This window comes from Modestobacter excelsi, assembly GCF_005930495.1.
GTDB classification, from domain to species: Bacteria; Actinomycetota; Actinomycetes; order Mycobacteriales; family Geodermatophilaceae; genus Modestobacter; species Modestobacter excelsi.
In genome coordinates this window covers 46,286-71,080 of record NZ_SJEX01000014.1, presented here as the reverse complement: position 1 = coordinate 71,080, position 24,795 = coordinate 46,286, and the positions used below count along the sequence as shown (strand labels likewise).

Annotated in this window: 23 protein-coding genes; 10 read left to right on the top strand and 13 right to left on the bottom strand. The window is 73.8% G+C overall.

Annotated elements, in window-relative coordinates; genetic code table 11:
• Window positions 1–429: 429 nt before the first annotated feature.
• Complete coding sequence (locus FHL80_RS07510; RefSeq protein ID WP_138732822.1) at window positions 430–1,059, bottom strand: alpha-ketoglutarate-dependent dioxygenase AlkB; 630 nt, start codon at window positions 1,057–1,059, stop codon at window positions 430–432.
• 137 nt (window positions 1,060–1,196) lie between these two features.
• Complete coding sequence (locus FHL80_RS07505) at window positions 1,197–3,437, bottom strand: DEAD/DEAH box helicase (protein ID WP_138732821.1); 2,241 nt, start codon at window positions 3,435–3,437, stop codon at window positions 1,197–1,199.
• Window positions 3,438–3,515: 78 nt separating this feature from the next.
• Here FHL80_RS07505 and FHL80_RS07500 point away from each other — a divergent pair, with 78 nt between their 5' ends.
• The 5 genes from FHL80_RS07500 (at window position 3,516) to bar (ending at window position 7,324) form a co-directional block, all read left to right on the top strand.
• Window positions 3,516–4,343, top strand: coding sequence for a PHP domain-containing protein (locus FHL80_RS07500; protein ID WP_138732820.1), 828 nt, complete (start codon window positions 3,516–3,518; stop codon window positions 4,341–4,343).
• Window positions 4,344–4,404: 61 nt separating this feature from the next.
• Window positions 4,405–4,833, top strand: a complete 429-nt coding sequence (locus tag FHL80_RS25300; protein ID WP_216870517.1) for a hypothetical protein — start codon at window positions 4,405–4,407, stop codon at window positions 4,831–4,833.
• A 47-nt stretch (window positions 4,834–4,880) separates the two neighbouring features.
• Window positions 4,881–5,099, top strand: coding sequence for a hypothetical protein (locus tag FHL80_RS25295; protein ID WP_216870516.1), 219 nt, complete (start codon window positions 4,881–4,883; stop codon window positions 5,097–5,099).
• A gap of 73 nt (window positions 5,100–5,172) precedes the next feature.
• A complete protein-coding gene (locus FHL80_RS07490) occupies window positions 5,173–6,129 on the top strand; it encodes a carbamate kinase (RefSeq protein WP_138732818.1) in 957 nt (318 codons plus the stop codon).
• Between the two features lie 91 nt (window positions 6,130–6,220).
• Window positions 6,221–7,324: a barbiturase gene (gene bar / locus FHL80_RS07485; protein ID WP_138732817.1), complete on the top strand. Its 1,104-nt coding sequence runs from the start codon at window positions 6,221–6,223 to the stop codon at window positions 7,322–7,324.
• 70 nt (window positions 7,325–7,394) lie between these two features.
• On the opposite strand, the gene FHL80_RS07480 is transcribed toward bar, so the two are convergent.
• Complete coding sequence (locus FHL80_RS07480) at window positions 7,395–8,888, bottom strand: LCP family protein (protein WP_138732816.1); 1,494 nt, start codon at window positions 8,886–8,888, stop codon at window positions 7,395–7,397.
• Window positions 8,889–8,986: 98 nt separating this feature from the next.
• On the bottom strand, window positions 8,987–9,760 hold the full coding sequence (locus FHL80_RS07475) for an SDR family NAD(P)-dependent oxidoreductase (protein WP_138732815.1): 774 nt from the start codon (window positions 9,758–9,760) through the stop codon (window positions 8,987–8,989).
• A gap of 48 nt (window positions 9,761–9,808) precedes the next feature.
• Here FHL80_RS07475 and FHL80_RS07470 point away from each other — a divergent pair, with 48 nt between their 5' ends.
• A complete protein-coding gene (locus tag FHL80_RS07470; RefSeq protein WP_246078524.1) occupies window positions 9,809–10,906 on the top strand; it encodes a PP2C family protein-serine/threonine phosphatase in 1,098 nt (365 codons plus the stop codon).
• Here FHL80_RS07470 and FHL80_RS25290 read toward each other — a convergent pair.
• The 5 genes from FHL80_RS25290 to FHL80_RS07445 all read right to left on the bottom strand — a co-directional run bounded on the left by FHL80_RS25290 (window position 10,888) and on the right by FHL80_RS07445 (window position 16,646).
• Window positions 10,888–12,621 carry a SpoIIE family protein phosphatase gene (locus FHL80_RS25290; RefSeq protein ID WP_216870515.1) on the bottom strand — a complete coding sequence of 578 codons (1,734 nt, stop codon included), beginning with the start codon at window positions 12,619–12,621 and terminating at the stop codon, window positions 10,888–10,890. The two genes, FHL80_RS07470 and FHL80_RS25290, sit on opposite strands and share 19 nt — an antisense overlap.
• A gap of 124 nt (window positions 12,622–12,745) precedes the next feature.
• Entirely contained in the window at window positions 12,746–13,285 is a 540-nt protein-coding gene (locus FHL80_RS07460; RefSeq protein WP_138732814.1) for an RNA 2'-phosphotransferase, read from the bottom strand.
• Window positions 13,282–13,548 carry a metallothionein gene (locus tag FHL80_RS07455; protein ID WP_138732813.1) on the bottom strand — a complete coding sequence of 89 codons (267 nt, stop codon included), beginning with the start codon at window positions 13,546–13,548 and terminating at the stop codon, window positions 13,282–13,284. The genes FHL80_RS07460 and FHL80_RS07455 overlap by 4 nt, the downstream gene beginning before the upstream one ends.
• 217 nt (window positions 13,549–13,765) lie before the next feature.
• Window positions 13,766–15,181 (bottom strand): YlbE family protein, encoded by a 1,416-nt coding sequence (locus tag FHL80_RS07450; RefSeq protein ID WP_138732812.1) that lies wholly within the window; start codon window positions 15,179–15,181, stop codon window positions 13,766–13,768.
• Window positions 15,174–16,646 (bottom strand): AllF/FdrA family protein, encoded by a 1,473-nt coding sequence (locus FHL80_RS07445; RefSeq protein WP_138732811.1) that lies wholly within the window; start codon window positions 16,644–16,646, stop codon window positions 15,174–15,176. Before FHL80_RS07445 ends, FHL80_RS07450 begins: the two co-directional genes overlap by 8 nt.
• A gap of 150 nt (window positions 16,647–16,796) precedes the next feature.
• Between FHL80_RS07445 and FHL80_RS07440 the strand changes: the two genes are divergently transcribed.
• From FHL80_RS07440 to FHL80_RS07425, 4 genes are all read left to right on the top strand, one after another.
• On the top strand, window positions 16,797–17,669 hold the full coding sequence (locus tag FHL80_RS07440) for an FAD binding domain-containing protein (protein WP_138732810.1): 873 nt from the start codon (window positions 16,797–16,799) through the stop codon (window positions 17,667–17,669).
• A gap of 79 nt (window positions 17,670–17,748) precedes the next feature.
• Complete coding sequence (locus FHL80_RS07435) at window positions 17,749–18,270, top strand: (2Fe-2S)-binding protein (protein ID WP_138732809.1); 522 nt, start codon at window positions 17,749–17,751, stop codon at window positions 18,268–18,270.
• Window positions 18,267–20,690: an aerobic carbon-monoxide dehydrogenase large subunit gene (gene cutA / locus FHL80_RS07430; RefSeq protein ID WP_138732808.1), complete on the top strand. Its 2,424-nt coding sequence runs from the start codon at window positions 18,267–18,269 to the stop codon at window positions 20,688–20,690. Before FHL80_RS07435 ends, cutA begins: the two co-directional genes overlap by 4 nt.
• Window positions 20,687–21,340 (top strand): SRPBCC family protein, encoded by a 654-nt coding sequence (locus FHL80_RS07425; RefSeq protein WP_138732807.1) that lies wholly within the window; start codon window positions 20,687–20,689, stop codon window positions 21,338–21,340. The genes cutA and FHL80_RS07425 overlap by 4 nt, the downstream gene beginning before the upstream one ends.
• A 27-nt stretch (window positions 21,341–21,367) precedes the next feature.
• Here FHL80_RS07425 and FHL80_RS07420 read toward each other — a convergent pair whose 3' ends face one another.
• From FHL80_RS07420 to FHL80_RS07405, 4 genes are all read right to left on the bottom strand, one after another.
• Complete coding sequence (locus tag FHL80_RS07420; RefSeq protein WP_216870514.1) at window positions 21,368–21,514, bottom strand: DUF1801 domain-containing protein; 147 nt, start codon at window positions 21,512–21,514, stop codon at window positions 21,368–21,370.
• A gap of 1 nt (window position 21,515) precedes the next feature.
• Window positions 21,516–21,803: a hypothetical protein gene (locus FHL80_RS07415; protein ID WP_138732806.1), complete on the bottom strand. Its 288-nt coding sequence runs from the start codon at window positions 21,801–21,803 to the stop codon at window positions 21,516–21,518.
• Between the two features lie 13 nt (window positions 21,804–21,816).
• Window positions 21,817–23,292 (bottom strand): MFS transporter, encoded by a 1,476-nt coding sequence (locus tag FHL80_RS07410; protein WP_138732805.1) that lies wholly within the window; start codon window positions 23,290–23,292, stop codon window positions 21,817–21,819.
• Between the two features lie 157 nt (window positions 23,293–23,449).
• Window positions 23,450–24,736 carry a right-handed parallel beta-helix repeat-containing protein gene (locus FHL80_RS07405; RefSeq protein WP_138732804.1) on the bottom strand — a complete coding sequence of 429 codons (1,287 nt, stop codon included), beginning with the start codon at window positions 24,734–24,736 and terminating at the stop codon, window positions 23,450–23,452.
• Between the last annotated feature and the right edge of the window lie 59 nt (window positions 24,737–24,795).

The window sequence follows — 24,795 nt, the reverse complement described above, 5'->3', positions numbered from 1 at the left end:
ACGCCGCCAGCGTTCGTCCTGAGCCAGGATCAAACTCTCCGTAGATGATTTGATCACAGCTGAGACCGAGAGTTGGCACTCTCGTTCAATCAACCAAAGGAACCCCACGAACCCCGAAGAATCCGCAAATGGGGGTATAGATACTTGGCACTGACTTTCGGCACGCTGTTGAGTTCTCAAGGAGCGGACGCGCACGTTTGCCGACCAATTGCTCGGCCGAACTCCCGTGGCGGTGATGCCCACTGTACACCGAGTTCCGCAGCAGTCGAACCTCAGGGATTCGGCCGGCGGTTTCCCAGGCCTTGCGGCCCGGTCCGTTCTCGCTCGGTGCAGAAGGAACATTACACGCCCTGAGAGGCCCGTGCACGGGGGGGTCCCCAGGGGGTCGATCGATGGGGTCCGGGCCGCGCTGAGCTGGGAGGACGGCGTTCAGGCCACGCCACGAGGGCGGTACTGGACGCTCACCCGTGGTCCGACGGCCCTCGTCGTCTTCGGGATGCAGTGCTCCCACGTCCGCTGACAGGACCCGCCCATGACGACGAGGTCGCCGTGCCCCAGGGGGAAGCGCAGGCTGCCGCCACCTCCCACCGGTCGGAGCAGGAGCGGCCGAGGGGAGCCGAACGACACGATCGCCACCATCGTGTCCTCGGTGCGGCTGCGGCCGATCCGGTCGCCGTGCCAGGCGACGCTGTCCCGGCCGTCGCGGTAGAGGCACATGCCGGCGGTCACGAACGCCTCGCCGAGCTCGGGGCCGTAGTGGGTGTTCAGCGCCCGCCGGGCGTCGCTGAGGGTGCGGTGCGGCAGCGTCTCGTCCCCGCCGTACCAGCGCAGCAGCCGGGGGACGGCGACCTCGCGGTCGTACATCTGCCGCCGGTCCTCCCGCCAGCCGATGTCCCCGAGCAGGACGTCGAGCACCTGGTCGGAGCCCTCGACCCAGCCGGGCAGGTGGTCGACCCAGGCGCCCCGCGACAACGGGTGCCGGGTCACCCGACCGGCAAGGGGCGTGAGCGCCGGCTCCTCGGCGACGTCCCACATGGACGGCTGGTGCGCGAGAGACATGCCGGAACGCTAGCGCAGGTTTCGCACACCTGTTCGAAAACCTGTGGAAAAGGGCTCGATGCGACGTACGTCAGCGGCCCCCCTCTGCAGGGGCCCGCGCCGAGCTTGCGGGGCGTGGGGGGCAGAGGGGTCCTTCGTCAGGCCGACAGAGCGAGGACGAAGGGCAGGACGGCGCCCGCACCGGCCAGGCGCAGCTCACGACCGGCCACCGTCATGGTCCAGCGGGAGTCGGCCAGGTCGTCCACCAGCAGCACCGGCGCGTCGCCCAGGTCGGCCAGCCGGGCACGGAGCTCGGGTCCCACCGCGATCCGCTGCCACACACCGGCCAGCCGGAAGGCGCTGTTGCCGCCCGGGCCGCCCGTCGGGCCGCCGTGCACGAGGTCCAGCGCCCCCAGGTACGGCAGCCTGCCGAGCCCGGCGAGCCCCTGGGCCACGCCCGCCACCAAGGCCGGGCGACGCCGGGACGGCATGGCGACGACCGCCCCGGGACGGCGGGCCCAGTCCCAGGCACCGAGCACCCGGGCGCAGGCCTTCAGCAGCTCCTCGTCCGGCGGTGCGTCGGACGGCAGGCCGGGCCGGATCACCCGGTGGGAGACGTCGTAGGCGGCGTCCGGGTCCTCCTCGATCGACGGCGCTTCGAGGTCGTCGGCGAGGGTGGCCACCCCGCCCACGCCGTCGTCGCCGAGCAGGGTGCGCAGCCGCTGCCCCCAGCCCAGGTCGGTGAGCCGGGCCACGGCCCGACCGGTCTCCACCTGTTCCGAGACCGCGATCTTGCCCTTGACCTGGACCCCGAGCCGGTCGGCACCGGTCGGCCACTGCGCGCGCGGCGCCAGTTCCACCCCCGGGCGGTCGAGCCGGGCGGAGGCGGCCTGCGACGCCCCGGCCGGGATGTCGGTCGGGTACCAGGCGCCGGCGCACACGTCGCACCGGCCGCAGGGGGCCGCCGTCGGGTCGTCCAGCGCCTCCTGCAGGAACGCCATCCGGCACTCGGCGGCGTCCACCGGCCGCGCGTAGGCGATCATCGCCCGCTGCTCGGCCTCACGGGTGGCCGTCACCCGGGTGTACCGGTCGGCGTCGTACACCCACGGGACGCCGGTCGAGCGCCAGCCGCCCTGCACCCGCTCCACCGCACCGTCGACGGCGAGCACCTTCAGCAGCAGCTCCAACCGGGACCGGCGGACGTCGGCAACGGTCTCGAGCCGGGCGACCGACCAGGCCTTGCCGTCGGCCATCGCGCTGAGCACCGCGGCCGCGTGGTCCTCCCGCGGCATCGACGAGGTGGCGAACCACTGCCAGATCGCCAGGTCCTCCGGCCCGGGGAGCAGCAGCACGTCGGCGTGGTCGACGGCGCGGCCGGCGCGGCCGACCTGCTGGTAGTAGCTGACCGGCGACGACGGCGCGCCGAGGTGCACGACGAACCCCAGGTCGGGCTTGTCGAAGCCCATGCCCAGCGCGGAGGTGGCGACCAGCGCCTTGACCCGGTTCTCCCGCAGCGCCTCCTCGGCGTCCTTGCGGTCGGCGTCGTCGAGCCGGCCGGTGTAGGCGCGCACCTCGTGCCCGGCGTCGCGCAGCAGCGCGGCGGTCTCCTCGGCCGCGGCGACGGTGAGGGTGTAGACGATGCCGCTGCCCGGCAGGCTCTCCAGGTGCGCGGCCAGCCAGGCCAGCCGGGCGCGGTCGGTGTCCAGCCGGAGCACGCCCAGCCGCAGCGAGTCGCGGGCGAGCGGACCCCGCACGGTGGTGACCCCCACTCCGCCGGCCCCCAGCTGCTCGGCCACGTCGGCGACGACCCGCTCGTTCGCCGTCGCCGTCGTGGCCAGCACCGGGGTCCCGGCCGGCAGCTGGCCGAGCAGGTCGCGGATGCGGCGGTAGTCGGGACGGAAGTCGTGCCCCCAGTCGGAGACGCAGTGCGCCTCGTCGACGACCAGCAGGCCGCAGCGCGCGACCAGCGCGGGGAGCTGCTCGTCGCGGAACCGCGGGTTGGTCAGCCGCTCCGGTGACACGAGCAGGACGTCGACGTCGTCGGCGGCCAGCCGGGCGTTGATGTCGTCCCACTCGGTGACGTTGGAGCTGGAGATCTCGACGGCCTTGATGCCGGCCCGGGCAGCAGCCGCCACCTGGTCGCGCATCAGGGCCAGCAGTGGGCTCACCAGCAGCGTCGGGCCCTTCCCGCGGCGGCGCAGCAGGGCGGTGGAGACGAAGTAGACGGCGGACTTGCCCCAGCCGGTGCGCTGCACGACCAGCGCGCGCTCCTGGCGCTCGACCAGCGCGGTGACCGCGGCGTCCTGCCCCTCCCGGAACACCGCCTCGGGGCGGCCGGTGAGCTCGCGCAGGACGCCGAGCGCCTCGTCGGCCAGATCCGTCTCGACAGTGGTGCTCATGCCCCGACCGTAGGCGGCGGCACCGACAACGCGGGCCCGGCGTGCGGTGGCTGTGGACGACCGGTTGGATGGGGACCGATGCTGCCGCCGGACAACCACGTGCACTCCGAGTTCTCGTGGGACACCGGCCCACGGGCCTCGCTCCTGCGCGCCTGCGCGCACGCCGTCGACATCGGGCTGCCCGCCCTCGCCTTCACCGAGCACCTGGACTTCACCGTCTGGGACGCCGCCGACCGGGCGACCGCGCAGGGGCTGGAGGACCGGCACCCCGCCAACCAGCTGCCGATCGACGTCGACCTGTACGCGGAGACGATCTGGGAGGCCCGCGAGCGGTTCCCGCAGCTGCGCGTCTGGTCCGGGGTCGAGGCGGGGGAACCGCACCTGTTCGGGGCCAGCGTGGCCGCCCACCTGCAGGCCGCACCGGTCGACCGCGTGCTCGGCTCGCTGCACTCGCTGCCGCTCGACGGCCGGCTGATGGGCGTGAACCGGCTGCTCCACGCGCCGGGGATCGACGTCGTCGAGACGATGCGCCGCTATCTCACCGAGATGGTCGCCATGATCGAGCACAGCGACGTCTTCCAGGTGCTGGCGCACTGCGACTTCCCCCGGCGCTACTGGCCCGGGGGGCGCGACCGGTACTCCGAGGCGGTGTTCGAGGAGCAGTACCGCGAGGTGTTCCGCGCCCTCGCCGGCTCCGGCCGGGCGCTGGAGGTCAACACCACCAGTCCGCTGTGGTCGGTGGAGCTGCTGCGCTGGTACCGCGAGGAGGGTGGCGACGCGGTGAGCTTCGGCAGCGACGGGCACCAGCCGCACCTGGTGGGCCAGCGGTTCGAGCTCGCCGTCGACGTCGTGGAGCAGGCCGGGTTCCGCCCGGGGCGGGACCGCTTCGACTTCTGGCGGCGCTGACCCGCGCCGTCGCTGGACCGTTCCGTCACGGTCGGCGTCCGGAGTGCCGATCAGGGTGATCGTGACAGCGCAGCCCCTCTTCGACGGCACCTTCTCCATCGACGCCGTGGCGTCCACCGCACACGCGGTCGTCGCGCAGCTCCACGACGAGGCGATGGCCACCATCGCCGCCCTCGCGGACACCTGGGACCAGCCGGTCGAGGACGCCCCGGCGGCGGTCGAGGTCGACGAGCCCGTGACCTACCGCGAGCCGGCCTCGTGGTCGGTGGCGGACGAGGACGACGAGCTCCCGGCCGAGGACGAGGACGAGGACGACGAGTTCCGGGTGCTGCCGGTGCTGGAGCTGCCCCCGCTGCTGCTGCGCCCCCGGCCGTCCGCCACCAACGTCACCGCCCGGCTGGGCGCCGCGGAGACCGCAGCGGCCGACGCAGCGACCGACGAGTTCGCCGCCGCCCCCACGCAGGGACGCCGGCAGTTCGTCGCGATCTGACGTCCGAGGGGGTGCCACATCGGTCGTGCACTGCCGATGAGGAGGACGTGACCACTCCGGGAACCACCGCCACCGACGTCGAGGACACCGCGGCCGGCCTAGCTCTCGCCGAGGCCCTGCACGCGGTCGCCCGCCTGCACGACGACGCGATGTCCACCATCGCGCAGCTCGCCGAGACCGGGGACGCCCCCGCCGACCCGGTGCAGGTCGTCCGCCTCGCCGAGCGCCCGACCGTCGGCCAGCGCAGCGAGGCCGCCGCCGCCTGAGGGAGGACCCCGCTGCCCTGCAGCAGGGCCGCGGGTACTTCACCGCTAAGGAAGTTCGGGTTAGGGTCAGCCAATGACCCTCCCTCGCCGCGTCGTCATCGCGCTCGGGGGCAACGCCATGACCGGCCCCGACGGGTCGGCGACGCCCGGCGCCCAGCGGGACGCGATCGCCGTGGCCGCCCGGCACGTCGCCGCCGTCGTCGCCACCGGCGCCGAGGTCGTGCTCACCCACGGCAACGGTCCGCAGGTGGGCAACCTGCTGGTGAAGAACGAGCTGGCCGCCCACGAGGTGCCCCCGGTCCCGCTGGACTGGAACGTCGCCCAGACCCAGGCGACCATCGGCTTCACCCTCTCCGACGAGCTCGACGCCGCGCTCACCGCCCGGGGACTCCCCCAGCGCACCGCGGCGCTGGTCACCCGCACGCTCGTCGACCCCCGCGACCCCGGTTTCGCCGCGCCCACCAAGCCCGTCGGCCGGTTCCTGCCCGCCGACCAGGCCCAGCGGTTCATCGACCTGGGCCAGCTCTGGGAGGACCGGGGCGAGCGCGGCTGGCGCCGCGTCGTCGCCTCCCCCGAGCCGCTGTCGGTCGTCGACGTCCCGGCGATCGCCGCGCTGAGCGCCGCCGGCTTCGTCGTCGTCTGCGCCGGCGGTGGTGGCGTCCCGGTGGTGGACGACGGACCCGACGGCGCCGGGCTGCGGGGCGTCGAGGCCGTGATCGACAAGGACCTGACCGCCGCGCTGCTGGCCCGTGAGCTCGGCTCCGACACCCTGGTCATCGCCACCGACGTCCCGCACGTCATGGTCGACTTCGGGACGCCGCACGCCCGCGCCCTGCACCGGGTGACCGCCGCCGAGCTGCGGGAGCTCGCCGCCGCCGGCCAGTTCGCCCGCGGCAGCATGGGCCCGAAGGTCGAGGCCGCCCTGCGCTTCGTGGAGCGGGGCGGAACCCGCGCCGTCATCACCACGCTCGAGTCCATCTCCGACGCCGTCAGTGGTGACGACGTCGGCACCCTGCTCATCGCTTCCTGAGAGACGAAGGACCTCCCTGCCCCCACCGCTCGCACGCTCGCGGCGGGCCCTGCAGGGAGGCCGGTACCCAATGAAGAGAGAGAGTCATCCAGTGCCCGCACCGATCGAGGTCCGCAAGGTCCCGCTGCACAACGTCAGCGACGCCTCCGAGCTCGCCAAGCTCATCGACGAGGGCGTCATGGACGCCGACCGGGTCATCGCCGTCATCGGCAAGACCGAGGGCAACGGCGGGGTGAACGACTACACCCGGATCATCGCCGACCGCGCGTTCCGCGAGGTGCTGGTGGCCAAGGGCACCCGCACGGCCGACGAGGTCAAGCAGGTGCCGATCGTCTGGTCCGGTGGCACGGACGGCGTCATCAGCCCGCACGCGACGATCTTCGCCACGCTGCCCGAGGACGCGGTCGAGAAGACCGACGAGCCGCGGCTGACCGTCGGGTTCGCGATGAGCGAGACCCTGCTGCCCGAGGACATCGGCCGGCTGACCATGGTCGAGAAGGTGGCCGAGGGCGTGCGCCGCGCGATGGCCGAGGCCGGCATCACCGACCCCGCCGACGTGCACTACGTGCAGACCAAGACCCCGCTGCTGACGATCGAGACGATCCGCGACGCGCACTCCCGCGGCCAGGACACCTACTACGACGAGCCGCACGGCTCGATGGACCTGTCCAACGGCACGACGGCGCTGGGCATCGCACTCGCCCTGGGCGAGATCGAGATGCCGGAGCAGAAGCAGGTCATGCGCGACTTCTCGCTGTTCAGCGCGGTCGCCTCGTGCTCCTCGGGCGTCGAGCTGGACCAGGCGCAGATCGTCGTCGTCGGCAACGCCCGCGGGCACGGTGGCAACTACCGGATCGGCCACTCGGTGATGGAGGACGCGCTGGACCAGGACGGCATCTGGAACGCCATCCGGAACGCCGGCCTCGACCTGCCCGAGCGGCCGCACACCAGCGACCTGGGCGACAAGCTGGTCAACGTCTTCCTCAAGTGCGAGGCCGACCCGACCGGCTACGTCCGCGGCCGCCGCAACGCGATGCTCGACGACTCCGACGTGTTCTGGCACCGCCAGATCAAGGCCACCGTGGGCGGTGTCGCCGCGTCGGTGACCGGCGACCCGGCCGTGTTCGTGTCGGTGGCCGCGGTGCACCAGGGCCCGTCCGGCGGCGGCCCGGTGGCCGCCATCGTCGAGGTCTAGCCCTTCGGCCCCGTCCAGGGCCCCGCCGCCCCGAGCTTGCGAGGGGTGGCGGGGAGGACGGGGTCCTTCGTCAGGCGATGCAGCTGGTGTCCTCGGCGGTGCGCTCGCTGGAGGCGTAGGTGCCGGCCGGGGTGTCGGCGACCGGTGCGCTGACGGGCGAGCCGATGCCGTTGGAGTCCGCGCCCAGCACCAGCTGGACGGTGCCCGACGTGAGCGAGTCGTCGACGGTCACGGCGGCGCCGGGGACCTGGGCCGCGACCGCGGCGGCCAGCGCCTCGTCCCCGGTCGCGGCGCTGACGGTCGTGACGTCCGTGGCGGCGGCGTTGCCGCCGCTGCTGGCGTCGAACCCGGCCTCGGTGAGCGCCTCGGCGGCGGTCGCCGCGGCCCCGGGGACGCCGGAGCCGTTGAGCACGCTGACCGTGACGTCGGCGGGGTCGGCGGCCTCGACCGACGGGGCGGCCGCAGCCGGCGACGGGGTGGCGCTCAACGACGCGAAGAACTCCTTCAGGGCGTCGGGGTCCACCGGCTCCAGCACGTCACCCGCGTCCTCCTTGGCGTCGGCCAGTCCGGGGATCGTCTGGAAGGTGATCTCGTCGGGCCGCACCGACTGCATCTGAGCGGCCAGGTCGAACAGGTCCAGGCCCTCGTCGACCGTGACGCTGGTACCCACCTGCTCGATGACCTGGCGCTGCTTGACGGGGTTGAGCAGCAGGTCCTGCGACAGGACGTTGCGGATCAACCCGGCGAGGAAGACCTGCTGGCGCACCTGCCGGTCGATCTCGCTGTTGAGGCCGTGCCGCTGCCGGACGAAGGCGAGGGCCTCGGCGCCGCTGATCGTCTGCTCGCCGGCCTCGAAGTGCGCACCCGACAACGGGTCGTCGGTGGCCTTGCACAGGTTCACCTCGACGCCGCCGACGATGCTGCTGATGTTGATGAACCCCAGCAGGTTGACCTCGGCGAAGTGGTCGATCTGGACGCCGGTCACGCCGCTGATGGTCTGGATCAGCAGCCGGGCGCCGGCGGCCTCCTTGTCGGCCTCCGACCCCTCGGCGTCGTCGTACCCGCGACCGAAGGCGGAGTTGAGCTTGGACTCCCCGTACCCGGGGATCGACACGTACAGGTCCCGCGGGATGGAGACGAACGCCGCGGCCGAACCGTCCGCCGGGATGTGCACCAGGATCATCGTGTCGGTGTTGAGCAGACCCTCGGGGTCCCCGGTGCTGAACTCCTCGGCCTGCTCGGGCGTCAGCCCCGCGCGCGAGTCCCGCCCGACCAGCAGCAGGTTCATCGCCTGCCCGGCGTGATCGCTGCCCTGCGCGTCGGTGTTGCCCTCGGTGGGGATGGCGTCGGTGCGGCCGATGCTGGCCTCGGCCACCCGGGCGAGGTACCAGCCCCAGCCACTGCCGGCGAGCAGGGTCAGGCTCAGCACCGCCGCGACGACCCGGCCCACGACGGCCGGTCGCCCGGTCCGCTGCGGGTGGGGGCCGGCCGGGTGCGCGGAGCGTCCGGCGCGGGGGTCCAGCTGCGGGGGGAGCGGTCGCCGGGACGGTTCATCGGCTGCCATCGGTGACCTCCGCGTGCGCTGGACCGGCTCCTCGTGCCATCGACCGAGGAGCCTGCCACGGCTTCCTGTGCAGCGGTCCCGCCGACGCACGTCGCACGTCAGGGCAGGATCGCGTCCACGTAGCCGCCGTCCACCCGCAGCGCGCCGCCGGTCGTGGCCGAGGCCAGCGGCGAGGCGAGGTGGACGCACATGGAGGCGATCTCCTCGGGCTCGATCAGCCGCTGCAGCAGCGACTGCGGCCGGTGCCGGCGCATGAACTCCCGCTGCGCCTCGTCCCAGGAGAGCTGGTCGCCGACCAGGGAGTGCACGAACTCCTCGACTCCGCCGGTGTGCGTCGGCCCGGCGATCACCGAGTTGACCGTCACGCCGGACCCGGCGGCCTCCTTGGCGAACCCGCGCGAGACGGCGAGCAACGCCGTCTTGGACATGCCGTAGTGGATCACCTCGGCCGGGATCACCACGGCCGAGTCGCTGGCGATGTACTGGACGCGGCCCCAGCCGCGCTCCCGCATGCCCGGCAGGTAGGACCGGGTGAGCCGGACGGCGGTCAGCACGTTGGTCTCGAAGTAGCGGCGCCACTCGTCGTCGCTGACCTCCAGCGCCGGCTGCGCCCCGAAGACGCCCAGGTTGTCGACGAGCACGTCGACGTCCGGGACCGCTGCCAGCAGGTGCGCCGTCCCCTCGTCGGTGACGACGTCGCCGGCCACGGTGGTCACCTCCGCCTCCTCGACGGCGGCCCGAAGCTGGTCGGCCGCCCCCTCGAGCCGGCCGGGGTCGCGGCCGGTGAGGTCGATGCGCACGGCGGGTGCAAGGCGGGCCGGGAGGGCGGTGTTCCGGCGGCCGCAGGGCGCGTCCTCCGGTGCCGGCCGCACGCTCGTCTACGTTGTGGCCGACGAACCGGACGGACGAGGGGCGCCACGGTGAGCGGGTCCAGGCGGGTGCAGCGGGTCATGCCCGCCGCCGTCCTCGCCGCGATCGTGCTGGCCGACCTGCTCAGTGGTCGCGGCCAGTCGCTGATCGGCCTGCTCACCATGCCGCCGCTGCTCGCGGCCACCGCCCTCGGCCGCCGGGCGACCGTGGGCTACGGCCTGCTGGCGCTGCTGGCCGCGGCCCTGATCGGCGTCTACGACGGCCAGTACGTCGAGGGGCGGCTGCTGGCCCAGTCGATCCGGCTGGTGGGGGTCACCGTGGCGACCGTGCTGGCCGTGGGCGCGTGCACGCTGCGGGTACGCCGGGACACGCACCTCGCCCAGCTGCGCACCGAGGCCGCCGCCAACCGCGCCGCCCTGCGCACCGCCGAGACGCTGCAGCTCAGCCTGCTCGGCCCGCCGCCCGAGGTCGACTGGCTGACGACCGCGGTGCGGTACCTGCCGGCCGGCCGGCACGCCCAGGTGGGCGGTGACTGGTACGACGCCTTCGTGCTGCCCGACGGGACGACGATGCTGGTCATCGGCGACGTCGCCGGCCACGACGCGCCGGCGGCGGCGACCATGGCCCAGGTCCGGGGGATGCTGCGGGCGATCGCCTCGTCGGCGGCGGACTCCCCGGCCACCGTGCTGAGCACCGTGGACCAGGTGCTCGCCGACCTCGGCCTGCACACCCTGGTCACGGTCACGGTCGCCAGCGTCTCCCGCGACCGCGACGGCACGGCGACGGTGTCCTGGTCCAACGCCGGCCACCCGCCCCCGGTGCTGCGCTGCGCGGACGGGCGCGTGCAGCTGCTCGACCGCCCGCCCGAGCGCCTGCTGGGGGTCGCCCCCGACGTCGCACGCTCCGACCACGAGCTGGCGCTGCACCCCGGCGACACGCTGCTCCTCTACACCGACGGGCTGGTGGAACGGCGCACGGCGCCGCTGGACGCCGGCTTCGCCTGGCTGCTCCAGGCGGTGCAGGCCCACGGGCAGGGGCCGCTGGACCGGCTCTGCGACGAGCTGCTCGCCGAGCTCGGCGGCCGGGTGGACGACGACGTGGCGCTGCTCGCCGTCCGGCACCCGGGGGTTCAGGCGGGGGTGCGGTAGAGCAGGAAGGCGACGTCGTCGTCGGGTGCGTCCGACAGCAGCTGGTCGGTGAGCAGCTCGGCGAGAGCCGCAGGGGCCAGGTGCCGGCCGTCGGCGACCGCGGCGACCGCCCGGTCCATGCCCTGGTCCAGGTCCTCGTCGCGCCGCTCGACCAGCCCGTCGGTGTAGAGGAGCACGGTCGAGCCGGGCGTCAGGACGACGTCGCGCTCGGGCCGCACGAGGTCGTCGACGACGGCCAGGGGCAGCGAACCCGCCGCGGTGAGGAACCGCGCGGCGCCGTCGGCGTCGACGACGATGGCGGGCACGTGACCGGCGCTGCTGTAGCGCATGGTGCCCTCGGCCGGGTCGACGACGGCACAGAAGACCGTGCTGCAGGAGGCACCGGGCACGAGCTCGGCGAAGCGGTCCAGCGCGGCCAGCACGTGCGCCGGCGAGTGGCTCTCCAGCAGCAGCGCGCGGATGGCGCTGCGCAGCTGGCCCATGACGGCCGCGGCAGGCAGCCCCCGGCCGACGACGTCGCCCACCACCACGCCGTACCGGTTGCCCGGCAGGTCGACCACGTCGTACCAGTCGCCGCCGACCTCCAGCGTGCCGCTGGCCGGCTCGTAGTGGACGGCGAAGCCCTCCGGGAGGACGGTCGGCCCGAGGACGGCGCGCTGCAGGGTGACCGCGACCTCGGTGAAGAACTGGGCGCGGGCGTTGTCGAACTCGGCCCGCTCCTCGGCCCGGCGGCGCTCGGCCTGGACGGCCTGGGCATCGGTGACCGCTGCGGACACGTGCCCGGCGGCCAGCGTGAGGAAGGACCGGTAGTCCGCGTCGATCCGCAGGTGCGGGCTGGCGCCGAGCACGATGGCGCCGACCGGCGCGGTCTGGCCGGCCACGGACAGCGGCAGCACGAAGGCGGCGTCGACGTCGGCCTCCCCGGCGGGACTGGCGCGCGCGGACGAGAACCCCGGCAGGGCGGTCGCCAGCCCGGAGGTGGCGACGACCGATCGGCTGGCCATCGCCTCGCGGACCTGCGCCGGGAACAGCTGTTCCGCCCGCTCGCCGTCGCCGTCGATGCCGAAGCTGGCCACCAGTCCCGCGGTGTGCGCGTCCGGGCCGAGCAGGTAGACCAGCCCGAAGGGACAGTCGGCGCGGGCCTCGGCCAGCACCCCGAGGACCGCGGCGCACGCTGCGGCGGTGCCGCCGTGCACCGAGCGCGGCAGGCTGCCCAGCCGCTGCAGGACGGTCATCCGGCGCGCAGCGAGCACCCGCCCGGTCGTCTCCACGACCGTGTCCAGGATCCCGGCGACCTGACCGCCGGGCTCCACCACCGGGCTGAACGAGAAGGTGAAGAAGGTCTCCTCGTCGAACCCGTCGCGGCTGGTCACCAGCAGCAGGTCCTCGCTGAAGGTGGCGGCGCCGGCGTGCACCTCGTCGACCATGCCGCGCAGGGTCGGCCAGATGTCGGACCAGACGTCGGACAGCGACCTGCCGAGGGCCTTCGGGTGGCGCGCTCCCAGGAGGGGCGCGTACGCGTCGTTGTAGAGCATGACCAGCTCCGTGCCCCAGATGAGCAACATGGGGAAGCGCGAGTTCATGCAGGCGCTGACCGTGGAGAGGAGCGTGGGCGACCAGCCCTCGACGGGACCCAGCGGGGTGGCCGCCCAGTCGTGCTCGAGGACCATCCGCTGGACCTCGGCGAGCGGGGTCGCCAGGACGAGATCGGCCAACCGCTCGTCCAGCCCGGCACCTCCGCACACACCGCAGGGCTGGGGCCACCCTGCCGGCGCCCGGTCTCCCCGTCGCCTCCATGCTCTCATCCCCCGCTGACGGGATGCTGGCATCCGCCACCGGTCAGGGCGCGGCGAGCACCGCCAGGTGTCCGGGTGGGACGGCGTCGACCAGCCAGACCCCGTTCGCCGACCGGGAGAACACCGCGCCCTCGGCCACCATGGCGGCGGCGTCCACCCGCAGCACGACGGGCGGCCCGCGCCGGGCACCGACCGCCCGCGCCGTCCCGACGTCCGGGCTCAGGTGCACCGCGTGCCGGGCGCCCGGGCGCAGGCCCTCGACCAGGATCCGGGCGAGGAAGCGCTGGGTCGTCCCGTGGAAGAGCTCGGCGGGCGGCTGCGCCGGGGCGTAGCCGAGGGCGACGCCGACGCTGTGCCCCTGGCTGGCCCGGATCCGGGTGCCGCTGCCGTCGAGGGCGAACCGCTGCTTGTCGTTGCGGGCCACGACCTCCTCCAGCTGCGACCGGGTCACCCGCAGGGCACCGAGCAGCTCGTCGACACCGACCCAGCCGGCGTCGTCCAGGGTCAGCCCGACGCTGTCGGGCCGGTGCCGCAGCACGTAGGACAGCCGCTTGCTGAGCCGGACGACGTCGGCGGGGCTCACCGCTCGTCGGGTGCGCGCCCCGCGTGGTCGACCAGCTCGGCCGCGCTCGCCAGCTCACCGTGCATGCGGGCGCAGGAGGCGCAGCAGAAGAACACGCCGTCGGCCTCGACGCCGTGCCCGACCACCTTCACCCCGCAGTGCTCGCAGACCGGTGCCAGCGCGTGGATGGCGCACTCGAAGCTGTCGAAGGTGTGCACCGCGCCCGCGGCGTGCACCTCGAAGCTGAGCCGGTGGTCGTTGCCGCAGACCTCGCAGCTGGCCATGGGTCCCCCTCGGTGGTGGTCGTCGACGGCGGACTACCCCTGAGCGCCATGATGGCCAACATGGCCCTCAGGGGCGGGCGGACCAGCTGTCCGCGGGGACATCCGGCGCCTCGTCCTCGGGCGCGCTGAACCGGCGGGACTGGTCGTCGTCCCCGTGGGGCCAGCACCCGTGCACGACCGGCAGCCTGACCTGCCCGGTCCCGCCGGGCAGGGGAGTTCAGACGGCGGCGCGGGACTCCTCGGCCAGGGCGGCCAGTGCCTGCTCGAAGCACTGCTGGGGCGGCTGGACCAGGCCGGCGCCGACCTGGCCGGTACCGGCGACCCGGCCGGCCATCCCGGTGTTGATCTGCGGCAGCCAGCCGGTGCGGGCGACCTTGAGGACGTCGATCCCGGTCGGCGAGCCGCGGAAGCCCATGATCGGGATCTGCATGGCCGGGTTCTCGGTCAGCGTGAGCTGGTACATCCGCTCGGTCGTGGCCAGCGCGTCCGGCACCGAGCCGCCGACGAACCGGACGATCGCCGGAGCCGCGGCCATCGAGAACCCGCCGACGCCGTAGGCCTCCATGATCGCGGAGTCACCGATGTCGGGGTTGGCGTCCTCGGGCCCGTAGTCGCCGAGGAAGAGCCCGACCGGGGTGTTGGCGGGGCCGGTGAACCAGCGGTCGCCGGTGCCGGCGGTCTGGATGCCGAACTCGGTGCCGTTGCGGGACAGCACGGTCACCATCGTGGAGCCGGGCACCCCGCGGGCGGCGTCCATCGCCAGCTTCGCCGTCGGCATGCCGAGGTTGAGGTAGAAGTGCTCGTTGCCGCCGATGAATCGGAGCACCTCGGCGATGTCGCTCGACGGCGCGTCGACGGCGACGATCGACGGCGACAGCTCGCGGAGCGCCATCAGCGAGCCGGCCCGGTTGCGGTTGTGCCCCTCGTCGCCCATCTGCAGCATCTGCGCCAGGATCGCCTTGACGTCCAGCGGCTCGGGCCGGCTGCGCACCGCCGCGGACAGGACCGGGCCGAGCACGTCGCGCATCCAGGCCAGCCGGGTCTGCACCTCCTCGTTGAAGGCGCCCATCCGCAGCACCTTGCCCAGGCCCTCGTTGAGGTTGCACCAGGCCTGACCGCCGCTCGCCGGGTCCTGCAGGCACCACATCCACATCGACGGGCTGGTCACCCCGGCCATCGGGCCGACGGTGCGGTGGTGGTGGCACGGGTCGAGGCTGATCTCGCCGGCGGCCAGCACCCGCTCGGCGTCGTCCGGGTCGGTCGCCCAGCCCTCGAACACGGCGGCGCCCATGAGGGCCCCGCGCATCGGGCCGGACGCCGTCTCCCAGGTCAGCGGCGGGCCGGAGTGCAACAGGGTGCGGTCGGGCAGGTCGAGCACCTCGCGGGCCGGCCGGACGTCGACCAGCACGGAGCCGGCCGCGAGCACCCGCTCGACGGCGACCCGGTTGGCGGCGGCGCGGCGCGGGTCCAGCGCCAGCTGGGCGAGGTCCTCGGGGTCGCCGAAACCCGGCGGACGCCAGTCGACGTCGGTGACCGCCACGCCCTGCTGCCGGAGCGCGGTGGAGAACACCTCCACGCCGGCGGCGACGATCGACGGCGGGGCGGCCAGCAGGCCGCCGAGGGGGTCACTCATGGCCGTCTCCGATCAGGCTGAGGGCGTACCGGGTGGCGGTGGCGTTGCTGGCGAAGACCGCGGCACCGGCCTCGGCGAGGGCGTCGGCCTGCCGGGACCAGCCCTGCGGGTCACCCTCGGTACCGACCAGCGCGACGACGGTCGGCAGGCCGGCCGCCTGCAGCGCGGGCCCGAGGCTGGCCGCCGGGTCGGGGTCGGCGCCGTGGCCGAGGACGACGTCGAGCAGCAGGACGGCGGGCTCCCCGCCGGCCGCCAGCGCGGCGATCGCCTCCAGCCGCAGCGTCGGGTCGATCATCGGGTGCGCGCGGCCCACGGTCAGGGCGTCGTCGCCGAAGTCGACGACCACCGACCCCGCGGCGCGCAGGTCGGTGCCGAGGTCGAGCTCGGGCCGCAGCGGGGTGTTCGACCGGATGTCGCCGAGCACCGGGGCGGCGATCAGCATCGCCTCGTCGGCCAGCGTGCCGCCGGAGTAGAAGCCCTTCAGCACGGCGCCGGGCGGCACCGCGTCGGCGGTCCCGGGGCGGCTCGGCCACTCCGGGACGGCGACGCCCAGGTCGCCGAGGAGCGCCTCCACCGCGGCGGTGAGGTCGGGGGACTCCACCGACAGCACCGCCGAGCGGACCGGCACCGACAGCCGGTCGGCCGCCTCGCGCACCCGCGCCGCGACCGCGGCGGCCGGGGGCTTGGAGACCAGCAGCACCCGCTCGGTCGACGGGTCGGCGTCCAGCGCGGCGAGGGCGTCGAGCGTGGCCAGCCCGCCGACCGCCTCGGACAGGTCGCGGCCACCGACGCCGAGGACGTGCGAGACGCCCACGCCGGCGGCGTCGAGCAGGCAGCTGACCTGCTGCGCGCCGGTCCCGCTGGCCGCGACCAGGCCGACCGGGCCGGGCCGGACGACGTTGGCGAAGCCGAGGGCGACGCCGGAGACGATCGCGGTGCCGCAGTCCGGGCCCATCACCAGGACGCCGGCCTCGTGCGCCGCCTGCTTGAGCGCGATCTCCTGCTCGACCGGCACGCCGTCGCTGAACACCAGCACGCTGCGCCCCGCGGCGATGGCGTCGGCGGCCTCGGCGGCGGCGTACGGGCCAGGCACGCTGATGATCGCCAGCGCGGGGTCGGTCGCGTCGGCCAGCCCGGCACCGATGGTCCGCGCGGGGATGGTCTGCACGTCGCCGGACCTCTCGCGGTGCGCCAGCGCGGCCTCGACGGCGGCGACCGCGGCGGTCAGCTCGGCGTCGTCGGTGGCGGTGAGCGCGATGAGCAGCTGGTCGGGCTTCGCCTCGCCGTCGGGCGCCAGGCCCATGCCGGCGGCCAGCTCGAGGTTCAGCGGCGTGGCCATCGCGACCAGCACGGCGCTGACGCCGTCCCGGGCGCCGATCTCCCGGCTGACCTGCATCAGGCGGACCGAGTCGGCGTAGACGCCGCTCCGCAGGAAGACGTGCCGGACGCCCTGGCTGTCGTTCACCTGGCGGGACGTTACCCGAGAGGACCTCTTAGCGGTGAGGGACTCACCCCTCGAAGATTTAGCGCTGAGGTACTTCCGTGTCACAGGTCGCGGTGACAGAGTCGTGCCTTCCCCCGCTCGTGCAGGACTGCTCGGAGGTGACGGCACCCGGTGAAGCCCGCCCCGTTCGGCTACGCCGACCCGACGACGGTCGAGGACGCCCTCGACGTCCTCGCCGCGGACGAGGGCGCCAAGGTGCTGGCCGGTGGCCAGTCGCTGCTGCCCCTGCTCTCCATGCGCCTGGCCGCGCCGACCACGCTGGTCGACATCAACCGGGTGCCCGGGCTGGACGGCATCGAGGCCACCCGGGACGGCGTGCGGGTGGGCGCGCTGGTGCGGCACGTCGCGCTGCTGGGCTCCACCGAGGCCGCCGCCGTCCAGCCGCTGCTGGGCCGGGCGACGGCGAACGTCGCGCACCCCGCGATCCGCAACCGGGGGACGACGGTCGGCTCGATCGCGCACGCCGACCCCTCCGGCGAGCTGACCTCCGTGCTGGCGCTGACCGACGGGTCGGTCACGGTCGCCACCCCGGGCGGGCGGGAGACCGTCGGCTGGCGCGACTTCTTCGTCGGCCCGCTGGAGACCTCGGTGCACGGGCCGGCCGTCGTCCTCGATGCCTTCTTCCCCGCGCTGCCGGCGCGCTCGGGCACCGCGTTCGCCGAGATCGCCCGGCGCAAGGGCGACTACGCGGTCTGCGGGGCGGGCGTCGTCGTCACCCTCGACGCGGACCGGCGGGTGGCGAGCGCCCGGGCGGCGTACCTCTCCGTCGGGCTGGTGCCCGAGGTGCACGACCTCACCGACGCGGTCGCCGGCAAGCCGGTCGACAGCGCGGACTGGGCCGCCGCCGGCGAGCTGGCCCGCGGGCTGGTCGACCCCGACGGCGACCTGCACGCCAGCGCGGACTACCGGCGGCTGCTGGTCGGCACGCTCACCGGACGGACGCTGGCCCAGGCTGCGGCCGAAGCCGCAGGGAGGACCGCATGACCGCCGCGAGGACGACGCGGGAGCGAGCACCGCAGGGAGCGCCAGCGACCGAGGAGCGGAACGAGTGCGGAGTCGAGCGATGAGCGCCGTCCACACGGAGCGGACCATCACCGTGGTCCTCAACGGTGTTCCACGTGAAGCAACCGTCCCGGTCCGCTGGCTGCTGTCCGACGCGCTGCGGCACGAGTTCGGGCTGACCGGCACCCACGTGGGCTGCGAGCACGGGGTCTGCGGCTCGTGCACGGTGCTGGTCGACGGCGAACCGACCCGCTCCTGCCTGGTGCTCGCCGTCCAGGTCGACGGCCGCCAGGTGACCACGGTCGAGGGGCTCTCCCGGCCCGACCACCAGGGCGGTCAGGTGCTGCACCCGATCCAGGAGGCGTTCCGGGAGTGCCACGCCCTGCAGTGCGGGTTCTGCACGCCGGGTTTCCTGACCACGATCGCCGCCGGCCTGGACGCCCGGGACGCCTCGGTGGAGATCACCGACGAGGAGGTCGACGAGCTGGTGGGCGGCAACCTCTGCCGGTGCACCGGCTACGCGAACATCAAGAAGGCCTGCCGGTACGCCGCGGCCTCGATGCGGGAGCAGGCGGCCCGGTGACCACCAAGCTGTTCGGGGAGCCGGTCCGTCGGCGCGAGGACGCCCGGCTGATCACCGGCCAGGGTCGCTACCTCGACGACATCGGCTCGTCGGCGTACGCGGCGGCGTTCCTCCGCAGCCCCTACGCGCACGCCCGGATCGTCGACGTCGACGTCACCGCGGCGGTGGACGTCGAGGGCCTGCTGGCGGTCTACACCTACGAGGACCTGGTCGGCCCGATGGCCGAGCCGCTGCCGGTGCTCATCCCGCACCCCCAGCTCACCTCCCCGCGCACCGGGTACCCGCTGGCCAAGGACGTGGTCCACCACGTCGGCGAGGCCGTGGTCATGGTGGTCGCCACCGACCGGTACGTCGCCGAGGACGCCCTGGACAAGATCGCGGTGACCTACGAGGAGCTGCCGGTCGTCGTCGGCGTCGACGCGGCGCGCGCGGCGGTGCACGCCGTCCACGACGACGTCCCGGACAACGTCGCGGCCCGGCACCACCAGGAGACCGGCGACGTCGAGCCGGCCCTGGCCGCCTCGCCGCACACGCTGTCGTTCACCCAGTACTTCGAGCGCAGCGCCGCCATGCCCATGGAGGGCAAGGGCGTGCACGCGCGCTGGGACGGCGACGACTCCTCGCTGCGGGTCTACACCAGCACCCAGGCCTCGACGTCGGTGCGCGCGGCGATCGCGGCGAAGCTGCAGCTCTCGCTGGAGCGGGTCGAGGTCATCGCGCCCGACGTCGGCGGCGGCTTCGGGGTGAAGATCGTGCACCCGTGGCCCGAGGAGCTGCTGGTCCCGATGGCGGCCCGGCTGCTCGGCCACGAGGTCAAGTGGAGCGAGGACCGCCGCGAGCACTTCACCTCCTCGGCGCACGAGCGGCAGCAGCGCCAGGAGGTGACCGTCGGCTACGACGACGACGGGCGGATCACCGCCCTCGACGTCCACATCTGGCACGACAACGGCGCCTACACCCCCTACGGGATCATCGTCCCGATCGTGACCGCGACCCAGCTGGTCGGCCCCTACGTGGTCCCGGTGTACCGCGTGCAGGTGGAGAGCGTCTTCACCAACACGGTGATCGTGACGCCGTACCGCGGGGCGGGGCGGCCGCAGGGCTGCTTCGCGATGGAGCGGGCGATGGACCGGATCGCCCAGGAGCGCGGGCTGGACCGGGCCGAGGTGCGGCTGCGCAACCTCATCCAGGCCGACCAGTTCCCCTACGACCACCACCTCACGTTCCAGGACGGCCGGCCGGTCGTCTACGACTCGGGCGACTACGTCGGGCTGATGGACAAGCTCAAGGCCCTGGTGCACTGGGACTCCTTCGAGGATCGCCGCACCGAGGCCCGCGCGCGCGGCCGGCACCTCGGCATCGGCATGGCGATGTACGTCGAGGGCACCGGGCCCGGCCCGTACGAGGGCGGGCACGTGCAGGTGCTGGGCAGCGGCAAGGTGCTGGTCTCCACCGGGCTGACCTCGCAGGGGCAGGGGCACGAGACCGTCTTCGCCCAGCTGGTCGCCTCCGAGCTCGGGGTCCCGATGGAGGACGTCGAGGTCACCACCGGGGACACCCGCCGGTTCGGGTACGCCGTCGGGACCTTCGCCTCCCGGGCCGCGGTGATGAGCGGCAACGCCGTCGCGCTGGCGGCGCGGGGTGTGAAGGAGAAGGCGCTGCGGATCGCCGCCGACGTCCTCGAGGTCGACCCCGGTGACCTGGAGATCGACGAGGGGCTGGTCCAGGTCAAGGGGACGCCGGGCGCCTCGATCCCGCTGCGCACGGTCGCGGTGCTGTCCAACCCGCTGCGCTACGCCTTCGACGAGGCGGCCAAGCAGGCGACGCAGTTCGCCGGGCCGGGCGACGACTCCAAGCCGCCGGTCGCCGCCGGTGACGCGCCGGGTCTGGAGCACACCGACTACTACTCCCCGGTGCGGTCGACGTTCGCCTCCGGCGCGCACGCCGCGGTGGTGGAGATCGACCCGATGACCTGGGAGATCGAGGTCGTCGACTACGCGGTGGTGCACGACTGCGGCAACGTGGTGAACCCGATGATCGTCGAGGGCCAGGTCCACGGCGGCGTCGCGCAGGGCGTGGGCGGGGCGCTGTACGAGCGGATGGCCTACGACCGGGACGGGCAGCTGCAGAACGCCTCGTTCATGGACTTCCTGATGCCCTACGCCTCCGAGGTGCCCGACGTGGTGATCGACCACCAGGAGACGGCGTCGCCGCTGAACCCGCTGGGCCTCAAGGGCGCCGGCGAGGCCGGCGTGATCCCCGGGTCGGCGGCGATCGCCTCGGCGATCGAGGACGCGGTGGGACGGCGGATCGCGGCGATGCCGATCTCGCCCACGGAGCTGTACGACCTGGTGCGCTCGGACGCGGACCAGGTGACGAACACCGTTGGACCCACGAACGCGACTGGAGCGATGGCGTGAACCTGGACGGCAGTGCGGTGCTCTCGGCGGCGCCCGAGCAGGTCTGGGCGGTGATCACCGACCCGGCGGTGCTGGCGCGGACCATCCCGGGCTGCGAGAGCCTGCAGCAGGTCGGCGAGAACAGCTACACGATGGCGGTCTCGGCCGGCGTCGGCGCCGTCCGCGGGAAGTACTCCGGCGAGGTGCGCCTGTCGGACCTCGCCTTCCCGAAGTCCTACGTCATGCACGCCTCGGGCTCCGGCGGGCCGGGCTCGGTGCGGGCGACGGTGCAGATCACCCTGTGGCCGTCGGGTGAGGGCACCGAGCTGACCTGGTCGGCGGACGCCGTGGTCGGCGGTGCGGTGGCCGGGGTGGGCCAGCGGATGATCACCGGTGTCGCCAAGCGGATGGCCGGCCAGTTCTTCGCCGCGGTGGACAAGGAGCTGTCCGCGCCCAACGTGGTGGCCGAGGTGGCGCCGGTCGCCCAGGACGTGCCCGCGGGAACGTCCCAGGCCGTCCCTGCCGCTCCGGTGACCTACGCCAAGGCCCCGGCTGCCGCGAGCGGCTGGGTGCCGGCCGAGGCGCGGCCCCTGCTGGTCGGCGCTGCCGGTGGTGGCCTGCTCACCCTGCTCGGCGTCTGGGTCGGCTACCTCCTCGGCCGCCGCAGCTGACCGAGGGGGTGTGCGCCGGCCGGCTCGTCAGTCCAGGGTGGACGTCGGCATCGCGTAGCTGATCGTCTCGCCCGCCTCCGGGACCACCTCGTGCACGACCCGGCGGACCGCCTCCAGCCGGGCCCGGACGTCGTCGGGCAGACCGGCCAGGTGCTCCTCCACGGTGGCGGGCACGTCAGCGCCGTCCGGCCAGGGCCAGGCCGAGCGCGGCGGCCGCGGCGACGCGGCCCGCCGACCGGGCGCCCCCGACCGACCGCCAGGACAGCACGGACCCGACCGACTGGGCGGACAGCGCCGAGCCCACCGACAGCCAGCTGAACGCCGAGAACAGCGACGTGGACGAGCCGATGCTGCCCACGGACAGGAACGACCCGACGCTGCCGATCGAGAGGAACGATCCCTCCGAGGCGATCGACAGCGCCGAGCCCTGCGACCACAGCGACATCCAGGACCGGGAGCTCATGCCCCCGAGCGTGTCACTCGGACTCGTCGCCGACCAGGGTCGCGCCCGCGACCAGCGCGGCCTCGGGGTGGCGCAGCTCGACGTCCGGCTCGACGTGCGTCTGCGGGTCCCGGCGCACGGCCGGGATGAGCAGCGCCGCCAGCGCGGCCAGCACCAGCGCGCCGGTGAGCATGAAGAAGCCGTTGGTGTACCCGGACTCCGCGGGCAGCCCGCTGGGGCCGGCGTCCGCGGTGACCACCGATGCCATGACGGCGGCACCGATCGACCCGCCGATGGTGCGGATGTTGGCGTTCATCCCGCTGGCCACGCCGGTCTGCGAGGGCTGCACGGCGGCCACGATCAGGTTCGACATGGCGGCGAACGCCAGCCCGAAGCCGGCGCCCATCACGGTGGAGCCGATGAGCACCTCGCCCTGCGAGTCGTGTGCCAGCGCGAAGACCAGGTAGCCCGCAGCGGACACCAGCGTGCCGATCACCAGCACGAGCTTGGAGCCGATCCGCTGCGCCAGCGCGCCCGACACCAGGCCGAGGACGAAGGAGGCGATCGTCTGCGGGAGCAGCAGCAGCCCGGACGCGGTCACCGTCGAGCCGAACCCGTACCCCGCCGCGGACGGCGTCTGCAGGAACTGCGGCAGGAAGGCGAAGGCCGCGTACATCGCGACGCCGAACAGCAGCGCGACCAGGTTGGTCGCCCAGACGGCGCGGATCCGCATCATCCGCATGTCGATCAGCGGCTGGGCGGAGCGGGACTCCACGACGACCCACAGGACGGCGAGGACGACGGCCGCGGCGAGCAGGCCGAGCACCGACGCCGAGCCCCAACCCCAGGACGGCGCCTGGCTCACCGCGAGCAGCAGCGCCACCAGCCAGGCCGACAGCAGCAGGGCGGCGGGCCAGTTGATCGAGCCGGCCGTGCGCACCGGGGACTCGGGGACCAGGAACTGGGCGGCCAGCGCGGCGATCACCAGCACCACCAGCGGCAGCCAGAACAGCCAGTGGTAGCTCAGCGCGTTGACGATCGGGCCGGCCACGACCAGGCCCACCCCGGCGCCGACGGCGATCAGCGCGGAGATGGCGCCGACCGCACCGGCGACCTTCTCGCGCGGGAACTCGTCGCGGATGATGCCGAACGCCAGCGGGAGCACGCCGCCGCCGATGCCCTGGACCACCCGGGCGATGATCATCACGGTCAGGTTGGTGGCCAGCGCGGCGAGCAGGCAGCCGAGCGCCAGCGCGGCCAGCGCGAGGACGAACATCCGCTTCTTGCCCCGCATGTCCCCGAGCCGGCCGAGGACGGGCGTGGAGATCGAGGCCGAGAGCAGGTAGGCGGTCAGCACCCAGGTGACGTCGGACTGGTCGGTGCCCAGCGCCGCCTCGAGGGTCGGCAGGACCGGGGTCACCAGCGACTGCAGGAGCGCGAACGCGATCACCCCCGTCGTCAGCACCGCGAAGGTGACCTGGTGGTGCGCGCGACGTCGGGTGCTGCTCATGCGGTGCGGGTCCGTCCTGTTCCGTTGCGTCGGTCGACCTCGGCCAGCGTGCCCGCCCCCGGTTCCCTTCCCGACTGCAGCCCTCGTCACAGCCGGCGGACGCACCGAGGCCCCTTCCCGGACGGGAAGGGGCCTCGGCGTTCAGCGGAGCGTGCGGTCAGCCGCAGAGCCCTGCCGGGTCACTCGTCGTGCACTGGTTGTCCCGGAACACGATCCCCGGGCCGGGCTCCAGGAGCAGGGTGCCCGGGATGGGACGGGTCAGCCAGATGTCGACCGGCTGGTTGTCGGCGAAGTGGTTGCCGATCACCTTGATGTGCTCGACCAGACCCGGGTCCTCGGCACCGGGCGGGCTGGTCCCGGGCGGGGGCGCGAAGCTGATCAGGTTCAGACCGGCCGGCGGGTAGTTGATGGGGGCCTCACCGGCCGGGACGACCGGGTGGTTGCCCGTGATGGTGTTGTTGACGACCTTCACGTGGTCGGCGTTCGTGATGGACACCCCGACCCCGGAGACGCGCTGGCTGCCGTCACGACCGGCGATGCAGTACCGGTTGTTGGCCACCGACGTGTTGTCGTGGATCGTGAAGTCGCCGCCGTGGACGTGGCCGTTGGTGTTCGGCACCTCCGTGGCGGAGTCGTCGAAGAACAGGATCCCCACGCAGTTCCCGGTGACGGTGTTCCCGGCGATCTCGCCGCCACGCGACTCGCGGACGAAGACGCCCAGGTTGTAACCCTCGACGTAGTTGCCCAGGATGTCCGCCGCCGCGGCGTCGGAGTCCTGGAGGCCGACCCCGGCGGTGCCCGCGTAGACCGGAGCAGCCCGCGTGACGCCCTTCTCGTGGTTGTTCGACATCGAGATGTTCTTCGACGCCGCGGCCATCACGCCGTACCGCTCGTGCCCGATGCCGGCGGTGTCGTGGACGGCGTACCCGTTGGCGCCCCAGGTGGCGATCCCGCTCGCCGGGTGGTTCTTGGTGGTCAGGCCGCTGACGGTGACCGGAGCGTCGGGGTAGAGGAAGAACAGGCCGGAGACGTCGTCGTTCAACGTGCTCGGGTCGTCCTCGGCGTCCGCGGCCTCCTGGGCCTCCCAGCAGGGGGTGGGCGTGGCGGTCGGCAGGTCCGCGACGTTGTTCCACCTCGGCCAGCTGATCGTCGTCGCGCCGGCGCCGGCCCCGACGATGGTCAGGCCCTTGTGGTCGACGCAGACGGCCTCCCGGTAGTTGCCCGCCTCGATCCTGATGGTGTCCCCGGACCGGGCCGCGTTCACCGCCGCCTGGATGGACTCACCCCGGTGCACCACCAGGGTGGAGCCCCCGTGCCCGTGCCCGCCGGCCACCGCAGCACTCGCGGGCAGGGCGGCGAGCATCAACCCCGCGGCCACCACGACCGCTCGACTGCGGGCCCCCCATGGACCTCGTACCTTCCCGACCTTGCTGGTGTTGCGCATGACAGCCCTCCCGTATCGAGCCGCTCTGGTCGACGAGCCGGTGCGGAGAGGACTCCGGA